Here is an 18,723-nt window from a genome sequence, read left to right as displayed (position 1 = left end):
AATAAAATGAACAGATTATCAGACAGATTAAACAGAATGAGCTACTCTCAAACTTTCGTGATGAGCAATAAAGCAAGGGAGCTAAAAGCAGCTGGGAAAGATATTATAAGCCTTACACTTGGCGAGCCCGACTTTGATGTCCCTGCCAATATAAAGCAAGCCGCTCATACTGCAATAGATGAAAATTACAGCCACTATTCGCCTGTTCCAGGCTTTTTAGAGCTAAGGCAAGCGGTGGTAACCAAACTAAAAAGAGATAACAACCTTGATTATAAACCTACTCAAATCTGTGTATCAAATGGTGCAAAACAATCTATTATCAATGTACTTTTAGCCGTAGTCAATGAGGGAGATGAAGTCATACTCCCTGTGCCTTATTGGGTGAGCTACGAAGAAATGGTAAAGCTCGCAGGCGGTAAGTCTGTATTCATCAAGACAAGCCACGAGACCGACTTTAAAATCACCCCAAAGCAATTAGAAGAAGCCATTACTCCAAAGACAAAAGCAATACTTTATAGCTCACCGTGCAACCCATCAGGGAGTTATTATACAGAGGAAGAGCTTAGAGCAATCGGGGAAGTGCTTGCCAAGCATCCGCATATTACCATTATTTCTGATGAGATTTATGAGTACATCAATTATGAATCAAAGCATAAATCCATAGTGGAAGTTTGTCCAGAGCTTTATGACCAAACGGCGATTATTAATGGTGTCTCCAAAGGTTATGCAATGACGGGCTGGCGTATCGGCTACTCTGCTGCTCCCGAGTGGCTGGCTAAGGCGTGCGATAAAATCCAAGGGCAGATTACCAGTGGTGCAAATACCGTAGCTCAGCGAGCATCTATCACTGCTCTGGAGGCAGACCCAAAGGAATATCACTATATGATAGAAGAATTTAAAAAGAGGAGAGATTTGGTTTTTGAGCTGATGAAAGATATCAAAGGTTTTCAGGTGGCTCTTCCCAAGTCTGCTTTCTATTTCTTCCCAGATATATCTTATTATATAGGTAAAAAAGTGAATGGTACGCTTATAAACGACTCTGATGACTTTGCAATGTTCCTTCTTGAGAATGCTTATGTAGCCTCAGTAGGGGGAGTGTCTTTCGGTAGTCCAGAGTGTATCAGGTTCTCCTATGCAGCTTCCGAAGAAGAGCTAAGAGAAGCAATGAAAAGAATAAAAAACTGCTTGAGTACTGCTGAAATAGTTTAGAAAATTTAATAATATTCATTTTGAAGTCGTGGCTACTTTGCTACGGCTTTTTTTATCCTTATTGATGAAGAAATAAAATCAAGAGTAAGACTTTTCTAAAATACCAGGAAAAAAAATCTTTTGAAAGAATTAGAGGAAACAAAAAGCGCCTCACAAAGAGGCACTTTTTTCTTGTTATTATAAGGTGTTATTTTATACTGATTTCGTAAGGGGTTTCCATTAGGATTTGCCCTTTTATTTTGGGGTGAGCTATCTGCTCATAGATTTTGTAATTCTCTTTCCCGAGCTTGGATTTTAGGATTCTTGTGGAGATTTCTTCCTCATTCATCTTGCCAAAAATCTTTTCAAATGGAGAGACCTCCTTTGGATAGGAAACAACTTGATAGGTCTTGATGTTGGCTTTCTTCGCTGCGAATGCTAAGGCATCACTAAGCGTACCGAGCTCATCTACGAGACCGATTTCTTTTGCTCTCGTACCAGACCAAACCCTTCCGCCGCCTACTTCATCTACTTGCTCGAAGCTCATCTTTCTGTTCTCGGTTACGAAGTGTACAAATCTCTTATAGGTCTGCTCTACGCTCTTGGTAATGATGCTCTGCCCGTCCTTGGAGAAACCACTGAGGGGCGAGTATAAATGGCTATTGGTATGGGTAGAGACCACTTCGGAGTGGATGCCGTTTCTGTTGGCAAGTTCTTTTGCATTCATTAAAACCCCGAAAACCCCGATAGAGCCCGTAAGAGTATTCGGTTCAGAATATATCTTGTCGCCTGCCATCGCGATGTAGTACCCTCCCGAAGCTGCATAGTCGCCAAAAGAAACAATAAGTGGCTTTTTCTTTTTGAGCTCGCTGAGTTCAAAGAGGATTTCATCCGAGGCATTGGCACTTCCCCCGGGAGAATTGATGCGGAGTACTACGGCTTTTATCTTTTTATCATCTGCAAGTTTCTTGATGTCTTTGATGAAAGAGGTGGAGTAGATACCATCATAGCCCTCGCCGTTGTAGATAGCTCCCGAAGCGTAAAGGATGCCTATTCTGTTATCATCTTTTGTTTTCTTTAAAGAATTAATATAGCCTGAAAAAGGGACTTTATTGATTTTATCTTTCTCTCCTATCTTGAGTTTAGCGCGGAGGATATCATCGTACTCCGCTCTTTGTATGAGTTTATCTGCCAGTCCATACTTTATATTATTATCGGGTATGTAGCTGTAGAGGCTATCGGTTATCGTTTGGAAATCTGCCAGGGCTATCTTTCGGGAAGCACTCATCTTTGGTGCCATTTGCCCCCATATATCGTTAAGCATAGCCGAGAGCTGCTCTTTATTTTCTGGTGATAAATCATTTCTCAGGTAAGGTTCTACTGCGGATTTGTACTTACCGTGGCGGATGATATCCAAGCCTATCCCGTACTTCTCTGCAAAATCTTTAAAGAAAGCAATCTCGGTAGATAGACCTTTTAAATCTATCCCTCCTGCTGGGTGGAGGTAATATTCATTGGCAACAGAGCCAAGATAATAGGTAGCTTGGCTTGCTGTATTGGCATAGGTGAGCACGAATTTTCCAGATTTTTTAAAGTCCTCTAATGCCGCTCGTATATCATCAAGCTGAGTAATTCCAGCAGAGATTTCATCAGTTTCAATGGATATTCCCTTAATCTGTTCATCGGTTTTGGCTTTTTCAATTGCTTGAAGAACATCAAAGAGGAGGAGGGTTTCCTTATCATCATTAAAGCCTAAGAAAGAATCTACTTCTTCATTGGGGCTGTCGATAATATGGGTTTTTAGATTTAATGCCAGTATAGAATTGTCTTTCACAGAGATTCCTGCGTCTTTACTCGCCATACTTATCCCAATAAAGGCGATTAAAAATATAAATCCTACCACACAAATAACCAATATTGCTACGATATTCGCCAGCACACTTTTAAAAAAACTTTTCATAAAATAGGTATATTAATCTTAATTTTGCCAATATGTTGCACAGAACTGTTATTTTGTTACTGGGAAGTAACCTTGGAGATCAAAAAAAAAATCTAGAAGAAGCCTTATCTGAGATTAAATTACAGATTGGTAAGGTATTACAGATTTCTAATTTTTTGTACTCGGAACCCGTAGAGTTTGTGAGTTCTAATATTTTTTGTAATATTGCAGCCTCAGTAAATACAATTTTATCTCCTATTGAACTATTAAGAGTGATTAAAAAGGTAGAGCAGAAGATGGGAAGGGAGTTTGACTCATCCTTTTATGAAGGAGAATACAGAGATAGAGTTATTGATATTGATATTGTGAAAATCGAGGGTTTGCATTTTGAGTGTAATAAACTCTCAATACCACATAAAAAACATTTAGAAGAAAGACAGTTTTCAAAAGAAATATTAAATAATCTTATAAATTTTTGTAAAACATAGATTATGAAACTAAGTTTATTATTGGCTATATCTTTACCAATAGCATTTTATGCACAGGAAAAGACTGCTGATCAAGTAAAAAAAGAAGAGTATCCTAATACATTTTCTTCAGGTTCAGCAAATGTGAGTAAATTTACCAATCAATCCCGATCATTTAATGATTGGGCTATCTCTGCTGGTGGAGGTACGGCATTAATGTCTTATGGTGACCTTACCTCTTTTTATGATGGTAAAATAGATTTTGGTTGGAATGCTTATTTAAGTGTAGATAAGCAAATTACTCATACTTTTGGTTTGAGTTTGCAATATCAGACAGGTAAAACTAATCAAAAAGCTCTTTTAAAAGAAGAATATGGAGTAGCTAAGGCTTGGTCAAAATATAACCAAATCAGTTTGCTTGGAGATATTAACTTAACAAACCTTTTAAGAAGGGTAGATAATAATTCTGCTTATAAATGGGCTTTGCACGGTTATGCAGGTATAGGATTAATGAGTTATAAAACCTATTTGGAAGATAGCTCTAAAAGGTGGAATAACCCATTTTCATTAGAGCAGGATTTTGATTTTGCATCTTTCTTCTTTCAAACAGGGGTAGGTGTAAAATATAATCTTTCAAGAAGATTAGATTTAGAAGCAAGAGCAATGTATGTTATTACGGGTGATGATGAGTTTGATGGAGGAGGTGAGCAATCAGGTTTGGTACTAGGTACACCTAGACAGGCAGATAATCCATATAACTATATCAAGAAAAATACATCCGATAATTATTTTACTGTAAATATAGGGGTATCTGCTAAATTGGGTAAACATAATACTCATTTGGCTTGGTTTGATCCTTTGCAGGATGTGTATTATAGAACAGCTCTTTTAGAAAATAAGATCGGTGAGGTATATGTATGTGAAAAAGGAGATAAAGACAGAGATGGGGTATGTGATGATTGGGATAGACAGCTTGATACTCCTTTTTGGGCAAGAGTTGATGGTGCAGGTGTAGCATTAGATATTGACTTGGATGGTGTAATCGATCTCTATGATAAATGTGTAACAGTTCCAGGTGTTCCAGAAAATAAAGGCTGTCCCCTAGGTACTGAAATTCCTCAAAAAAAATAATTTAATTAGTTTAACATAAAAAATCAAATATAATGAAACTAAATTGTACAAGTGTTGCATTGGCATTAGCTTTACCAACTGTTATATTAGCTCAAAGTACAGTAGCAACAGAAGCTAATGGAGTTTTTCCTAATACTTTTACATCAGGCTCTTCTAATGTTTCCAAGTTTACTCAAGAATCAAAAAGATTTAATGATTGGTCTGTTTCTGCAGGGGTGGGAGTTCCACTTGTTCAGTCTGCAGACTTAACATCAATTAAAAATGGAAATGGTAAAAATGTTTTTGGATACTCCTTTTATTTAAGTGTAGATAAAGCAATCACTCATTCCTTTGGCCTTAAACTTCAGTATGACAGAGGAGAAACAAGACAAGGTTGGTTCCACACTAAAAAACATAACCCAAGCAGTGCTAAGGAGGTTGGAGCTTTAACTCAGTATGATGCGATCTCACTTATTGGAGATTTAAATTTTTCAAATTTACTTAGAAGGGTAGATAATCACTCTACATATAAGTGGGCTATTCACGGTTACTTTGGCTTTGGTACATTAGCCTATAGAGCTTATTTGGAAGATATGAACGGAACAGATTTAACCTCTGAGGTTAAACCTTTTAATTTGAGTTCATTATTTATGCAGGCTGGTACCGGAGTTAAATATAAAATCTCAAGAAGATTTGATGTAGAAGGTAGAGTGATGTATGTAGTTACAGGTACAGATGAATTTGATGGTGGAGGTCAGCCATACAGTAATATTAATATGACTGAAGAGCAAATTTCAGATAATTTCTTTAATATTACAGCAGGTGTAACTTATAAAATTGGAAAACACCAATCTCATTTATTCTGGCATGATCCTTTCCAAGAGGTTTATTCCAAACTTGATAACTTGGCAAATAAAAATCAAGATATTGAAGTTTGTAAAAAAGGAGATCAGGATAATGATGGGGTATGTGATGACTGGGATAGACAACTTGATACACCTGCAGGTGCAAGAGTTGATGGTGCTGGTGTAGCTTTAGATGCTGACTTGGATGGTGTAATTGACCTTTATGATAAGTGTGTGACTGTTCCAGGACCTGTAGAAAATCAAGGTTGTCCACTAGAGCCTAAGCCAGAAGTTAAAATAAACACCAAGGCAGTAGTAAGCGAAGTTAATAAGCACTTTGAAGGTATAGAGTTTGAGCTTAACAGTGATAAAATTAGACCTGTTTCATTTGATAGACTGAATAAAGCAGCGGATATCATCAAGACTTTAAATTCTAATGATAGGTTCTTAGTTATCGGTGCTACAGATACTAGAGGCTCTGCTAAATATAACTTGGCACTTTCTCAAAGAAGAGCAAAAGCAGTAGTAAAATATTTAGTAGATAGAGGGGTGAGTACTTCAATGCTAATAGCAGAGGGTAGAGGTAAAAATGACCTTAAATATCCTGAGTGCGACCCAGCTACTAAGTGCCCTGAATGGAAAAATGAAGCAAATAGAAGAGTTTACTTTGAGGCTAAATAGTTTTTAAAATTAAACTTTGAAAATACTGAATCGGAAGTAGAATATTCTACTTCCGATTTGTTTTAATTATTTTGTTCTATCTTTACGCCTGTATGATATCAGCAGAGAATTTGAGGGATCTGAAATACCAAACGCTTAAGGAGTTTTGGGGCTATACCGAATTTAGAGCGCCTCAGGAGGGGATTATTGATAGCATCTTATCAGACAAGGATACCGTAGCACTTCTCCCTACAGGAGGGGGTAAGTCGCTCTGCTATCAGCTTCCTGCATTGCTCAGCGAGGGCGTATGCCTTGTGGTTTCTCCGCTTTTAGCATTGATGAAGGACCAGGTTGAGCAGCTCAATTCCATAGGTATAGAGGCAGATTACCTCTCATCTGATTTGGATACGGTAGAGGAAGACCTCGTGTATTCCAGAGCGAAGGAGGGCGTTACAAAATTGCTCTACATCTCCCCTGAAAGATTGAGCAATCAAAGGTTTTTAATGGAAACTCAAGATATCCAGCTCTCTTTTATTGCGGTAGATGAGGCACATTGCGTCTCCGAATGGGGGCAGGACTTCCGCCCGAGCTATAGAAACATTAAAATGTTCAGGGAGCAGTATTATCATTTGCCTTGTATCGCACTTACGGCAACAGCCACCCCGAGAGTTCTCACCGAGATTGTAGATAAATTAGCACTAAAAGCTCCTCAAATCTTTAAAAAAGGCTTTAGAAGGGAGAATATTCATATTAATGTATTAGAAATCTCGGATAAATATCCTCATATCTATCATTATTTGAATATGAACTGCACCTCAGGGCTTATCTATACCCGAACGAGGAGAGAGGCAGAGGAATTATCCCAATATCTCCAATCAAGAGGATTGACAAATGTAGATTATTACCACGCAGGGCTGCCCAAAGATGAGCGAATAAAGAAGCAAAACTGGTGGCAGAGAAGCAGCCTGAATGTCCTGATCTCTACCAATGCTTTTGGGATGGGGATAGATAAGGAGAATGTCTATTTCGTCATTCATCTTTCGCCATCTCAGTCTATCGAGAATTATTACCAAGAAATCGGAAGGGCGGGGAGAGACGGAGCCGAGAGCTTTGCCCACTTGCTTTGGGACAAGCAGGACTTGCTGAAGGTAGATAAGATACTGAGGAGCCAATACACCTCTAAGGAAGAGTACCAGAAGATTATTTCTTACCTCTACTCAATGTTTGGTATTGCTGAGCAGCAAAAGGTGGAGAAAGAATTTCAGTTTAGCCTTGAAAAATTGCTTAAACTGACGGCAATTGGGAAAACAAAACTAAAATCTGTCCTCAATTTTCTTCATATTCAAGAAGTGATTTACCTCAGGGAGCAAAAGAATCGCTCATCCATCGAGCTGCTTATTCCTTACGACCAGATAGAGCTCTTGCCAGAGGAAGATGCCTATTTCATTGAGCTTCTGCTACGGAATATTATAGGTTTTACGGCTCAGAAAGTACATTTTGATGAGGAAATCCTCTCCGAAAAGCTAGAATCTCCACTTCATCTGATAAAAAAGCGCCTCAGCAAGATGAAAAACAAAGGCTATATGGAATATATAGATGGCGGGCAGGCGAGCATTAAATTCCTCACCCCAAGAGATGAGAGGCTTTTGTTTGGGAAATACTATAAAACCTTCTCTACAATCCAAAAGAATAAAGTCCGAAAGTGGGAAGAGATGAAATTCTTCATCACCGATATCTCCTTCTGCAAAATGAGGCTGATTTTACAGTACTTCGGTGAGAGAAATGCTCAGGATTGTGGCAACTGCTCCTATTGTAGCAACCGATTTCAGAATAATATCAAGGGTAGCCCCCAAAAAGATATTCTCAATGCCTTAGCGAGCAGGCCTCTTACCTTAGATGAGCTATGTATTGCCATCAGTAACGGTAATCGAGAGGAGGTCCTCGAGCATCTCATCCTACTGAGAGATTCTGGCAAAATAAAAATGCAGGATTATAAGACTTATATGCTGGTATAAATTCTTTATTCAGGGTTAATTTGCAGTGAAAGACACATAAAATCAAAAGCAGAAAACTTTACAGTGGATAGACTTAATAGTAGGATAAGGCATCATTTGGTAAGATTTAAGAGAAAAGGAAAAGTTACTCAAAGTAAAAAATGATAGTAGAAAATTCTTTGAAACTTTTGTTTTTAAAGCTAAATAACGAATAGAGTATAATATATAATAGTTAAAAACAATGAGAAAATATATTTTAATTATAGGAATAGCTCTGGCAAATGCTATAAGTGCGCAGACAGAGGAAACAAAAGCAGATTATCTGCTCAATAACCTTGATATTAACCTCATCTTTCGCTCCTCTTTGGAAGTCCCAGAGGGAGAAAACAATCAGGCGGGCTTTAAATTAAACGAAAGCCGACTGCAATTCATCGGGAAAGTGAATCCTGACATAAAATACAACCTAAGGTTTAGGCTCAACAGAGCGCAAGAGCCCAATACACTAGATAATGCCCCCGCCTCATTGGATTTTGCTTATGTAGAATACCTCTTCGGGAAGGAAAAACAGTGGTCAATTATGGCAGGGAAGCATTTCGTATCCACAGGCTCGTGGGAGGCAGATATCAACCCTGTATTTGAATACCAATACTCGGATTACCTTAATCAGCAACTCAATCTCTTTGCTTTCGGTACGAGGCTTTCGTATGCCTTCAATGCAAACCATCAGCTTCAATTGGAGGTTTATAATGCTAATAACAAAAATTTCAGCCAAATCCATAAGAATACGGGCTATGATGCCAATCATTTAAAAGCTGCCAAGCTTCCCCTTGGTGCCAACATCATCTGGAAAGGAGATTTCTGGGATAATAGATTCAGAACTTATTATTCTGCGGGCGTTTCTCAGGTAGCGGAAGGCAAAACTAATGTAAGCCTCTCTCTCGGGAACCGTTTTACCTTTGGAAATTTTGATATGTACTTAGACCTTCACCAGACGAATGCAGCAGTAGATTATGCAAACCTTATTTCCCCTGTGCTGAATGCTTACAATCTTGCTCAGAATATCAATTATCAGCCTGTTTATGCTCGGCACATCCAGCATCAGGCGGCAGTACTGCGTATGGATTATGCCATCACACCTAAAATCTTTATAACAGGAAAGTCCGTTTTAGAACGCATCAATAGCAGGTCTGAATCTATCGAGCGCCACCTCTCTCATCATTATATTAACCTTATCGGTTTGGAGTTTAAACCTTTTGAGAGTCAGAATTTCAAGGTATTTACTTATTTCAGTAATGATTCCAGAAAGTATCATTCAAAATATACAGAGCAGACGCCCAATACAAGCAAGAATATGCTGAGCGTAGGCTTGCTCTACCTTCTCAATATCCTCTAATATTAAAATTATCCTTACTTTTGCTCAAAGACTTTATTGAATGGAACATTTTGAGAGTTGGAAAGACTTGTTAAACCCAGAATTTTACATAAAACTCGGTGGTTTTTGGTTAGTGTTATTTATCATTTTCGCAGAAACGGGTTTATTTGTAGGGTTTTTCCTTCCTGGCGACAGTCTGCTATTCATCTCTGGTATATATGCAAAGACTATTATTGAAGAAACTTTCGGTTCTTTTGGAAATGATTTTTTAGACACTTCTATTTTAGCTTTTTTTATCGCACTGGCGGCTATCATTGGCAATGAGGTAGGTTACTATTTCGGTTATAAAACAGGACCTGCCCTCTACAAGAGAGAAGATTCCTTGCTTTTCAAGAAAAAATATCTGTACCAAGCGCACGACTTCTTCGAGAAGCACGGTTCTATGGCAATTATCCTCGCCCGCTTCCTCCCGATTGTCCGTACTTTTACGCCCATCGTTGCGGGGATTGTCAAGATGGATAAAAAGAAGTTCTTCCGCGATAATATCATCGGGGGAGTTCTCTGGGCATTCCTTCTCGTCTATGCTGGGCATTATTTACAGCGTCTTTTGGAAGACCAGTTCGGGCTCGACTTGAAAAAACACTTGGAAATTATCGTCATCGGTCTTGTATTGGTTACCACACTGCCTGTAATCATCAAATTAGTCTTTGGAAAAACAAGCGACAGAGGCAGCGATACTCATCCCCAACCCTAAATCTTATCCAATGACAGAGTTTGTAATCTTAGTAAATCCTCAGGACGAAGTTCAAGGGCTGATGGAGAAGCAAGAAGCCCATCGCAAAGGACTTTTGCACCGTGCCTTCTCTGTCTTCATTTTTAATTCCGATGGAGAAATGCTCCTCCAAAGGCGAGCGAGCACCAAATACCACTCGCCCAACCTCTGGACGAATGCCGTATGCTCGCACCCGAGAGAAGGCGAAACCTACAAAGACGCCGCAATCCGCCGAATGAAGGAAGAGCTAGGCATCAGCACAGAAGTAGAGAAGAAATTCCACTTTATCTACAAAGCCGAAGTAGGAGGAGGCTTGTGGGAGCACGAATTAGACACAGTTTTCGTGGGTGAGTACAATGGCCCCTTTTCCCCAAACCCTGCCGAAGTCTCCGAGCTTAGGTTTGTTTCCCTTGACAGGCTGAGCGAGGAAATCTCCCAGTCGCCAGAACAATTTACCGAATGGTTCAAAATCATTTTAAACGAGTTCCAACAGTTTTTGTTAAAGAATAAAATTAAATAATCAATACATAAAAGTAAGCAATGAAGAAAACAGCACTTTTTGACAAGCACTGCTCCCTCGGAGCCAAGATGGTGCCTTTCGCGGGCTTTGAAATGCCCGTGCAATACACAAGCGTAACCGACGAGCACTTCGCCGTAAGAGAAAGAGCAGGGATGTTCGATGTCTCGCATATGGGGCAGTTCCTCATCGAAGGTGCAGAGGCAAAAAACCTCCTGCAATATGTAACCACAAACGATATCGCCCTCCTCACCGACGGTAAGGCACAGTACTCCTGCCTGCCCAACGGAAGCGGAGGCATCGTAGATGACCTCATCATCTATAAAATGAATGACGAGAAGTATTTCGTGGTCGTAAACGCCTCCAATATCGAGAAAGACTGGGCGCATATCTCTAAATACAATGAGAAATTTGGAGCGAAGATGACCAACCTCTCAGACGAGATGTCCCTCATCGCTATTCAAGGGCCACTTGCCCTCCAAGTCCTCCAAAAACTGACCCCAGTAAACCTCTCCGAAATCCCCTACTACCATTTCTCGGTCGGAGTGGTGAATGAAATCCCTAATGTCATCATCTCCAACACAGGATACACAGGGAGCGGAGGCTTTGAAATCTATTTTGAAAATCAATACGCCGAAAAACTCTGGGATGCCATCTCCCTTGCGGGAAAAGAAGAGGGGCTTATCCCTTGCGGGCTCGGGGCGAGAGATACCCTCAGGTTAGAAAAAGGCTTCTGCCTCTATGGGAATGATATAGACGACTCTACCTCGCCGATGGAAGCTGGACTGGGCTGGATAACCAAGCTGCAGAAAGGAGATTTCATCAATAGGGAAGTCTTTGCAAAGCAGAAGGAAGAAGGCGTTACAAGGAAATTGGTTGGGTTTGAGCTGCTGGAAAAAGGAGTGCCCCGCCATGGCTACGAAGTAGTAGATTCCGAAGGAAAAGTCATCGGTACGGTAACCTCTGGAACCTCCTCGCCAATGAAAAAAATAGGGATTGGGCTCGCCTATGTGCCTACCGAGTTCTCAAAACCCAGCTCGGAAATCTTTATACAGGTGCGCAACAAACATCTGAAGGCTACGGTAGTAAAATTACCTTTCGTATAAGCCATACACACGATATTCTATACAAAAAACCTCTGCCCTGGGCAGAGGTTTTCTTATTTATTTCGGCACTTGGTTCAGTGCGTTATTTCAGGGTATTATAAATGAAAAATTTTTCAAGGAATTGCGCCTGTATCTTAGCCGTTGTACCAGACTTTATCGAGTGAGTTTCTATTTTTTTCCTTTTTCTTTCTAAATTCTGTAGGCGAAAGCCCTGTGTATTCTTTAAACTGTTTAGAAAAGTACTGCACCGAGCTGTAGCCGAGCATATCTGCTATCCGAGTGGTGCTTTTTTCTTCGTAGGTGAGGAGCTCTTTTGCTTTTTCTATCTTTTGGCGAATAAAATAATCCCGTATGCTCGTCTTTTCGCTCTCCAAAAACAGGCTCGCCATCACTTGATATTTTTTATTGGTAACTTCTCTAACGAAGTCCGAGATTATCAGCCCTTCTTCTATGTCAAACAAGGCTATTTTCTCTCGTATTGCTATTTTTATTGACTCTATCAGCCTGTCTTTTTCCCGTATAAGTATCTGGAAACCTTCTTTTCTGAGCTCGGTGTCGAGTTCTTTCAGCTTTTCTTTAGATATCGAGTTTAGGAGGTAGGCTTCTCCTAAGGAAACCCTCCCTGCCGGTATATCTTTCTCCTCGAGGATGCGTTTTACGGTCTTAATGCACCTCTCGCAAACCATATTTTTAATGTATATTACCATAATGACATTTATTTGTGTTATTCAGCTTGTTATCTCAGGCAGATAAAGCTCTGTTTTCATCTTTTTTGGAAGAATTTTAAGCCTCCTCTCCCTGTTTTTATGATACAAATGTATAAAAATTTTTTATAGATTTATATTTTTATGCATTCTACTTATGTTAATTTACTGACTATTTATAGAAGTAATCATTCTACTTATAGTTATTCATTGCCTGTTTATATAAGTGAGTAATCTACTTATAGTTATTTATTGACTATTTATAGGGGGATATAACATACTTATGTTAATTCATAGAATTTTTATATAAGCATATAACCTGCTTATATTAATTTATCAAATATTTATAGAAGTATATATTCTACTTATGTTTTTCTATCAAATATTTATATTAATATATGATAAACTTATACTAATCACTGAATAATTTATATTAATATACAGTTTAGTTATACTTTTCTATTGAAAATTTATATTAGTATGTAGTTTAGTTATACTTTTATTATATTTCTATTGATTTTAATCTTTTTAAGGCTTTAAAATCTCAGATTTATATTTTGGATAAAGGTATAATGCAAAAAAAAATCCCCCTTCAGAAGGGGGAAAGGGGAGGTTTTGGTTTAGTTTCCTGCTAACAAAAGCCGCACGGAGGCTTGCATATCTATAATGGTAGTGAGCCCGTGCACTCCTACAAGTATCTTCTGCGGCGCGAGAGAAGTAACTCTTCCCGAGAGCTTTACCCCTTTGTAATAGTCTTTATTAAAGGCTTGTTCGGTACTTTTTCGGGAGTAGTTTTCGAGCTCGGCAGTAGGGATTCCGTAGTCTTCTTCTATCATTCGTGTGATTTTGTTTTTGAACAAGAGCGATGCTGCTTTGTGGAGGATGTTTTGGGTTCTCAGCTTGAATTTTGTGTCTCTCAGCACAATTTTTTTCTTCTGAGAATCATATACCGGTGTTCCTGTAATGATGCTGACGCCGTTTATGGCGCCTTCTGTGGTGGCTTCGAGGACTACCTGACCCTCTTTTCCATAGACTTTGATGTCTTTTATCTGTATTTTATGCTCCGAGTCTCGGAAATCGAACTCCTTCCCGCTGAACATTTCCATTGCCATCTTGCTCGCCTCCGAATAGGGGATGCTGGCAGTGGTTTGCAGGAGGAAGTTGGTCGGGAGCACCTCTGCCTTACTAAAAGCGGGAGCTGCGGTTCTTAGTGCGGAGGCTTTGGGCTTTGCTCCAGTGAGGGTTTCGGAGAAAATCTCTACTCCTATACTGAAATCAAGGGCGTCTTTGTAGAAAACAAGAGGCGTTACGCTGATTTTTGTTGGACTGATCTTCAGCCAAGTTTGGAACTCTTCCGAAATCAGGAAAGGTTCGGAGAAAATATTCCACGCGGAGACTACCATCTCTTGGAAATTGAGTTTTGAGGAGAGTTCCTTGTCCATTGTAGCACAGAATTTCTGCTGTTCTGTGCGTAATTTGCTTTCCACAAGAGGGGTGATGGGGATTTTCACCTGCCCGTAATCGAGGATGGGTTTGCTCACCCACTTAAAGCCCTTGCTTGTGGTTTGGGTAGAGATGGTCCAGTTGGGATTAAAGTTGATGCTGGTATTAAAGTGCATTACGGTCTCAAAAGTGGTCTCTTGATAGGTATAAACGCCGAGTGTACCGATGCCTTTTTCTATCCAGATCTTTATCGGGACTTCTATCAGGAAGTTTTGCTTTGCGCCGGAGGTTATTTTTATGGGATTTGTCTTCCATACTTTTATTCTTAGCTGGTCATTATTGTTATCCACCCTCGAATCATCTGAGAATATAAGCCCTGTTACTGAGCTGTTTGCTATATTTGTGAGCTCCGAGAGCGGTACTCGCACAGGCATACTTATAGATGACTTTAATTTGGGGAAATTGTAGTTGATTTCTTGAGAAAATAGCTTCCCGAAGCTCATTATCCATAGGATTAGGATTAATTTATGGTTCATCTTTCTTAGATTTTATGATATTGAGGGCAAAGCTAAGGGAAATGTTGTAAAAGTGAAATAAAAAATCCACAGCCAAAAAATTCGGCTATGGATTCCACTCAATTTAAATGAAAAATTACTATTTATTATAAAGATTCTCTACTTTATCCCAATTGATGACACTAAAAAATGCCTCAATATAATCTGGTCTTCTGTTCTGATAATTCAGATAATAGGCGTGTTCCCATACATCAAGCCCTAAAATAGGGGTTCCGCTGCATCCTACCTCTGGCATCAAGGTATTGTCTTGATTCGCTGTGGAGCAAACTATCAGAGAGCCGTCATTTTGCTTACACAACCAAGCCCATCCTGAGCCGAATCTGGTTTTTGCGGCATTCTCAAAGTCAGTTTTAAACTTCTCAAAGCCTCCGTAAGCCTCAATAGCTTCTTTTACTTTTCCAACAGGCTCTTTACTCCCACCAGGGGTTAATATTTCCCAAAACAGAGAGTGGTTAAAATGCCCACCACCATTATTTCTTACCGCTGGGATATGAGAACCTTCTCTGCATATTTCCTCTAATGTAATCCCTTCCAGTTCGGTACCTTTAATAGCTGCATTTAAGTTATCCACATAAGCTTTATGATGCTTGGTATGGTGTATTTCCATTGTTTTAGCATCGATTGCCGGTGCTAAAGCATCATAATTATAGCTCAATTTTGGTAATTCAAATGGCATAACTTCATTTTTGATGTTGCAAATGTAAATCATCAGTTTCTATAAATCACACTTATTACAATTGTTATTATTTATTGCTGTGATAGATAAAAATGAAAACTATTGTCTTTTTATTGATAATAAGAGACTTGAATATTCTAAAAATAATAAAATAATATTATTGTACAAGGATAATATATTATTTTAGTAGAGGCTGTTTTTAGGTTTTTAATAGTGTTTTCTGATGATTTTAGCCCCCTTTTGCAATGCTTTTTGGTGTAAAGCTTCTACCTCTTGTTCTATTTCCAAAGGAGATTTGCCCAATGGCTTATAAATAAATGATTTTCTCGAAATACCGATTAGCATTGGTAAGCCCCCGAAGCCGATATAGCTGAGCTCATCGAGCATTTGATGCTGCTGCTCTATGGTTTTACCGAAACCAAAACCTGGATCGAGGATGATGTCTTTAATCCCAAACTTTTGTCTTAGTTCGCCAACCTTCTCTGAGAAAAATCGATTAATCTCGAGGATGATATCCCCTGTGATGAGCTTTTCGTGCATTGTTTCATAGCTTGGATTAATGTGCATTAAGATGTAAGGAAGCCCCGTTTGTGCCACTGCGGGGAGCATCTCTTCATCAAACTGACCTGCAGAGATGTCGTTGATAATATCTACCCCCTCATCATACCCAAACTTGACTACTTTGCCATAAAAAGTGTCGAGTGAAATTAGGATTTGTGGGAATTCCTTTTTCAGCTTTGAGATAATGCTCCCCAGCCGGTCTATTTCCTGCTTCGCAGAGAGCTTTTGTGCATTGGGGCGGGTAGATTGTGCGCCTATGTCTATGATTTCGGCTCCCTTAGAAAGCATTTTCTCTACCTGCTTTATCGCGGCGTATTCATTATTAAACATTCCACCATCTGAAAAGGAATCTGGGGTGATATTGAGAATCCCCATCATCTTAGGATGAGATAAATCAATAAGCCTACCCCTGCAATTGATTAAACACTGGTTCATATATGTCTTACTTTTTTTCAGAACACAAATATACGGCTTCCAGCTGATGGACTTCCCTACACTATAGCCAGTAAGGTGTTTGTTTTTTTATGATAGATAATTATTGTCCAACGAACACTCCGATTATATTGGACTGTCCTTAGCGGGTTGGTATGAGAGATTAGAATAAAATTCCTACTTTTACAACGCTAAAAAGTATAAAATGAAAACACTGATAAAGAATGCTAAAATCGTTAATGAGAATCAAATTTTTCAGTCAGATGTACTTATTGAGAATGATTTCATCGCTAAAATTTCTGAGCTTATTTCCGAAGAGGGTATAGACAGAGTTATCAATGCAGAAGGGAAATACCTTCTGCCTGGGATAATTGATGATCAGGTGCATTTCCGAGAGCCTGGGCTTACCTACAAAGGCGATATAGAGAGCGAGAGCCGTGCTACCATAGCAGGAGGAGTAACCACCTTCATAGACCAGCCCAATACAGTGCCCAATGCCGTAACTCAGGAACTTTTACAACTGAAATACGATATCGCTGCCGAAAAATCCTTTGCCAACTATGGTTTTATGATGGGTGGTACAAATGACAATCTGGATGAAGTCCTCAAAACCAATCCGAGGAATGTGCCTGGAATAAAGCTATTCCTCGGCTCTTCTACAGGGAATATGCTGGTAGATAATCCAGAGACGCTGGAAAATATATTTCGCAAGACAAAGATGCTCATTGCAGTTCATTGTGAGGACGAAGCTACCATACGAAATAATACTCATACCTATAAAGAACAATATGGAGATGATATTCCTGTAAAGTTTCATCACCTTATCCGCAGTGAGGAAGCCTGCTGGATTTCCTCATCAAAAGCAGTAGAGCTCGCAAAGAAAACAGGAGCAAGACTTCATATATTTCACCTTTCCACAGCGAGAGAAACCTCCCTTTTCAGAAATGATATTCCCCTAAAAGATAAAAAGATTACCGCAGAGGTTTGTGTGCACCATCTTACCTTTACTAATGAGGATTATGAGACTAAGGGTAGCCTTATCAAATGGAACCCTGCAGTAAAAACTCAAAAAGATAAAGACGGGCTCTGGAAAGCCTTATTGGATGATAGAATAGATGTAATCGCTACCGACCATGCTCCACATACCTGGGAAGAGAAGCAAAAACCCTACACTCAATGTCCATCAGGGGCACCATTGGTGGGTCATTCTCTTTTAGTAATGCTGGAAAATTATCATACAGGAAAAATCTCCTTAGAGAAAATTGTAGAAAAAATGGCACATAACCCCGCTATAATTTTTAAAATTGAAAAAAGAGGCTTTATCAGGGAAGGGTATAAGGCTGATTTAGTGCTTGTGGATTTTAATGAAAAATGGGTAGTGAGCAAAGAAAATCTCTTGTATAAATGTGGCTGGTCTCCATTAGAAGGTATGGAACTAAGCTCTAAAGTAACTCATACTTTTGTAAATGGGCATCTTGCTTATGAAAATGGACTCATCTCTCAAGAGAAGAAAGGCGAAAGGCTTTTATTTGAGAATTAGCCCTATACATAATAACTAAATAAAACAAAACCCTCTCTTAATTTTAAGAGAGGGTTTCTTGTATTAAAATTATTTATTAACTCTTTTCCTAATTTAATTAGAAAGCATAACCTAATCTAATACCTGCAACTACAGAAGGAGTAATTCCGAAAGAGCTACCACCTTTAGTAGAGGATTCTGTATTAGTAGTAACACCACCTACAGTTGCAGAAGATGAAGTTTTAGTCTCTCCTCTAGATCCAAACTTCACAGCAAGACCTCCTTCTACACCAAGGTAAACTCTCTTAGCAAAATAGTAATCTGCACCAAATACACCTCTTACACCAAAGTTGAAAGCATTAGGACCTTTAACTTCGTTTTTACTTTTATCAGTATTAGTAAGGGAGTTAACTTCAGTAGTAACTTTTTGGCTATTAAAACCTACCAAGATATCACCACCTACATAAGTGTCTAATCTATCAGTACCTGTAAAGTGTCTTTCAACACCAAGACCTAATTCTAAACCTAAATTAGATTTTGTTTGCTTGTTATCAGAAACATTAGGTACACTTGCAGATTTATCAGTAGTGCTTGTGCTATTTACATTCAAGATTCCTCTGTAAGCCCATTGTTCTGAGTTAAAGTATCTTGCTTTAAATACTGCACCTGCATCTAAACCTGCTGCTGGAAGGGATACTGCTGTATTACCCAAACCACCAGAAAGACCGAAATCTACAGTTACATCACCTGCACCAGCTTTGTACTCCTGAGCATTTACTGCTGCGAAAAGTGCTAACGCACCCGTTAAAAATAACTTTTTCATTGTTTTAAAAAATTTTATTT

The 18,723-nt window shown here is 39.1% G+C and carries 16 protein-coding genes; 10 read left to right on the top strand and 6 right to left on the bottom strand.

Annotation, left to right across the window (positions count from 1 at the left end):
• The first annotated feature begins 6 nt into the window (after positions 1–6).
• Positions 7–1,209 carry a pyridoxal phosphate-dependent aminotransferase gene (locus DBX24_RS02120; protein WP_160223827.1) on the top strand — a complete coding sequence of 401 codons (1,203 nt, stop codon included), beginning with the start codon at positions 7–9 and terminating at the stop codon, positions 1,207–1,209.
• Between the two features lie 187 nt (positions 1,210–1,396).
• Here the strand turns inward: DBX24_RS02120 and sppA are convergent, their stop codons facing one another.
• A complete protein-coding gene (sppA, locus tag DBX24_RS02115; protein WP_160223826.1) occupies positions 1,397–3,148 on the bottom strand; it encodes a signal peptide peptidase SppA in 1,752 nt (583 codons plus the stop codon).
• Positions 3,149–3,180: 32 nt separating this feature from the next.
• Here sppA and folK point away from each other — a divergent pair, with 32 nt between their 5' ends.
• From folK to gcvT, 8 genes are all read left to right on the top strand, one after another.
• Positions 3,181–3,615: a 2-amino-4-hydroxy-6-hydroxymethyldihydropteridine diphosphokinase gene (gene folK / locus DBX24_RS02110; RefSeq protein ID WP_120488570.1), complete on the top strand. Its 435-nt coding sequence runs from the start codon at positions 3,181–3,183 to the stop codon at positions 3,613–3,615.
• A 3-nt stretch (positions 3,616–3,618) separates the two neighbouring features.
• Entirely contained in the window at positions 3,619–4,725 is a 1,107-nt protein-coding gene (locus DBX24_RS02105; protein ID WP_160223825.1) for a porin family protein, read from the top strand.
• Positions 4,726–4,757: 32 nt separating this feature from the next.
• A complete protein-coding gene (locus DBX24_RS02100) occupies positions 4,758–6,230 on the top strand; it encodes an OmpA family protein (protein ID WP_160223824.1) in 1,473 nt (490 codons plus the stop codon).
• A 92-nt stretch (positions 6,231–6,322) separates the two neighbouring features.
• A complete protein-coding gene (locus DBX24_RS02095; protein ID WP_160223823.1) occupies positions 6,323–8,224 on the top strand; it encodes a RecQ family ATP-dependent DNA helicase in 1,902 nt (633 codons plus the stop codon).
• A gap of 220 nt (positions 8,225–8,444) precedes the next feature.
• Positions 8,445–9,596 (top strand): porin, encoded by a 1,152-nt coding sequence (locus DBX24_RS02090; RefSeq protein WP_160223822.1) that lies wholly within the window; start codon positions 8,445–8,447, stop codon positions 9,594–9,596.
• A 40-nt stretch (positions 9,597–9,636) separates the two neighbouring features.
• Positions 9,637–10,329 carry a DedA family protein gene (locus tag DBX24_RS02085; RefSeq protein ID WP_160223821.1) on the top strand — a complete coding sequence of 231 codons (693 nt, stop codon included), beginning with the start codon at positions 9,637–9,639 and terminating at the stop codon, positions 10,327–10,329.
• Between the two features lie 10 nt (positions 10,330–10,339).
• A complete protein-coding gene (idi, locus tag DBX24_RS02080; RefSeq protein ID WP_120488576.1) occupies positions 10,340–10,867 on the top strand; it encodes an isopentenyl-diphosphate Delta-isomerase in 528 nt (175 codons plus the stop codon).
• 20 nt (positions 10,868–10,887) lie between these two features.
• Positions 10,888–11,970 (top strand): glycine cleavage system aminomethyltransferase GcvT, encoded by a 1,083-nt coding sequence (gcvT, locus tag DBX24_RS02075; RefSeq protein WP_160223820.1) that lies wholly within the window; start codon positions 10,888–10,890, stop codon positions 11,968–11,970.
• A gap of 134 nt (positions 11,971–12,104) precedes the next feature.
• On the opposite strand, the gene DBX24_RS02070 is transcribed toward gcvT, so the two are convergent.
• From DBX24_RS02070 to folP, 4 genes are all read right to left on the bottom strand, one after another.
• Complete coding sequence (locus tag DBX24_RS02070; RefSeq protein WP_160223819.1) at positions 12,105–12,677, bottom strand: helix-turn-helix domain-containing protein; 573 nt, start codon at positions 12,675–12,677, stop codon at positions 12,105–12,107.
• Positions 12,678–13,294: 617 nt separating this feature from the next.
• Positions 13,295–14,653 (bottom strand): DUF4403 family protein, encoded by a 1,359-nt coding sequence (locus DBX24_RS02065; RefSeq protein ID WP_160223818.1) that lies wholly within the window; start codon positions 14,651–14,653, stop codon positions 13,295–13,297.
• Between the two features lie 118 nt (positions 14,654–14,771).
• Positions 14,772–15,368 (bottom strand): superoxide dismutase, encoded by a 597-nt coding sequence (locus DBX24_RS02060; protein WP_160223817.1) that lies wholly within the window; start codon positions 15,366–15,368, stop codon positions 14,772–14,774.
• Positions 15,369–15,575: 207 nt separating this feature from the next.
• Positions 15,576–16,364, bottom strand: coding sequence for a dihydropteroate synthase (gene folP / locus DBX24_RS02055; protein WP_260392826.1), 789 nt, complete (start codon positions 16,362–16,364; stop codon positions 15,576–15,578).
• 202 nt (positions 16,365–16,566) lie between these two features.
• Here folP and DBX24_RS02050 point away from each other — a divergent pair, with 202 nt between their 5' ends.
• The gene (locus DBX24_RS02050) at positions 16,567–17,901 is read left to right on the top strand and encodes a dihydroorotase (protein ID WP_160223816.1); all 1,335 of its coding nucleotides are present in this window, start codon (positions 16,567–16,569) and stop codon (positions 17,899–17,901) included.
• Positions 17,902–17,998: 97 nt separating this feature from the next.
• On the opposite strand, the gene DBX24_RS02045 is transcribed toward DBX24_RS02050, so the two are convergent.
• Entirely contained in the window at positions 17,999–18,703 is a 705-nt protein-coding gene (locus tag DBX24_RS02045) for a BT1926 family outer membrane beta-barrel protein (protein ID WP_120488583.1), read from the bottom strand.
• Positions 18,704–18,723: the final 20 nt, after the last annotated feature.

The organism is Bergeyella cardium, from assembly GCF_009914665.1.
In the GTDB taxonomy this organism is placed as follows: Bacteria; Bacteroidota; Bacteroidia; order Flavobacteriales; family Weeksellaceae; genus Bergeyella_A; species Bergeyella_A cardium.
The sequence above is the reverse complement of the archived record's forward strand: the minus strand, read 5'-3'. Positions and strand labels throughout refer to the sequence as shown.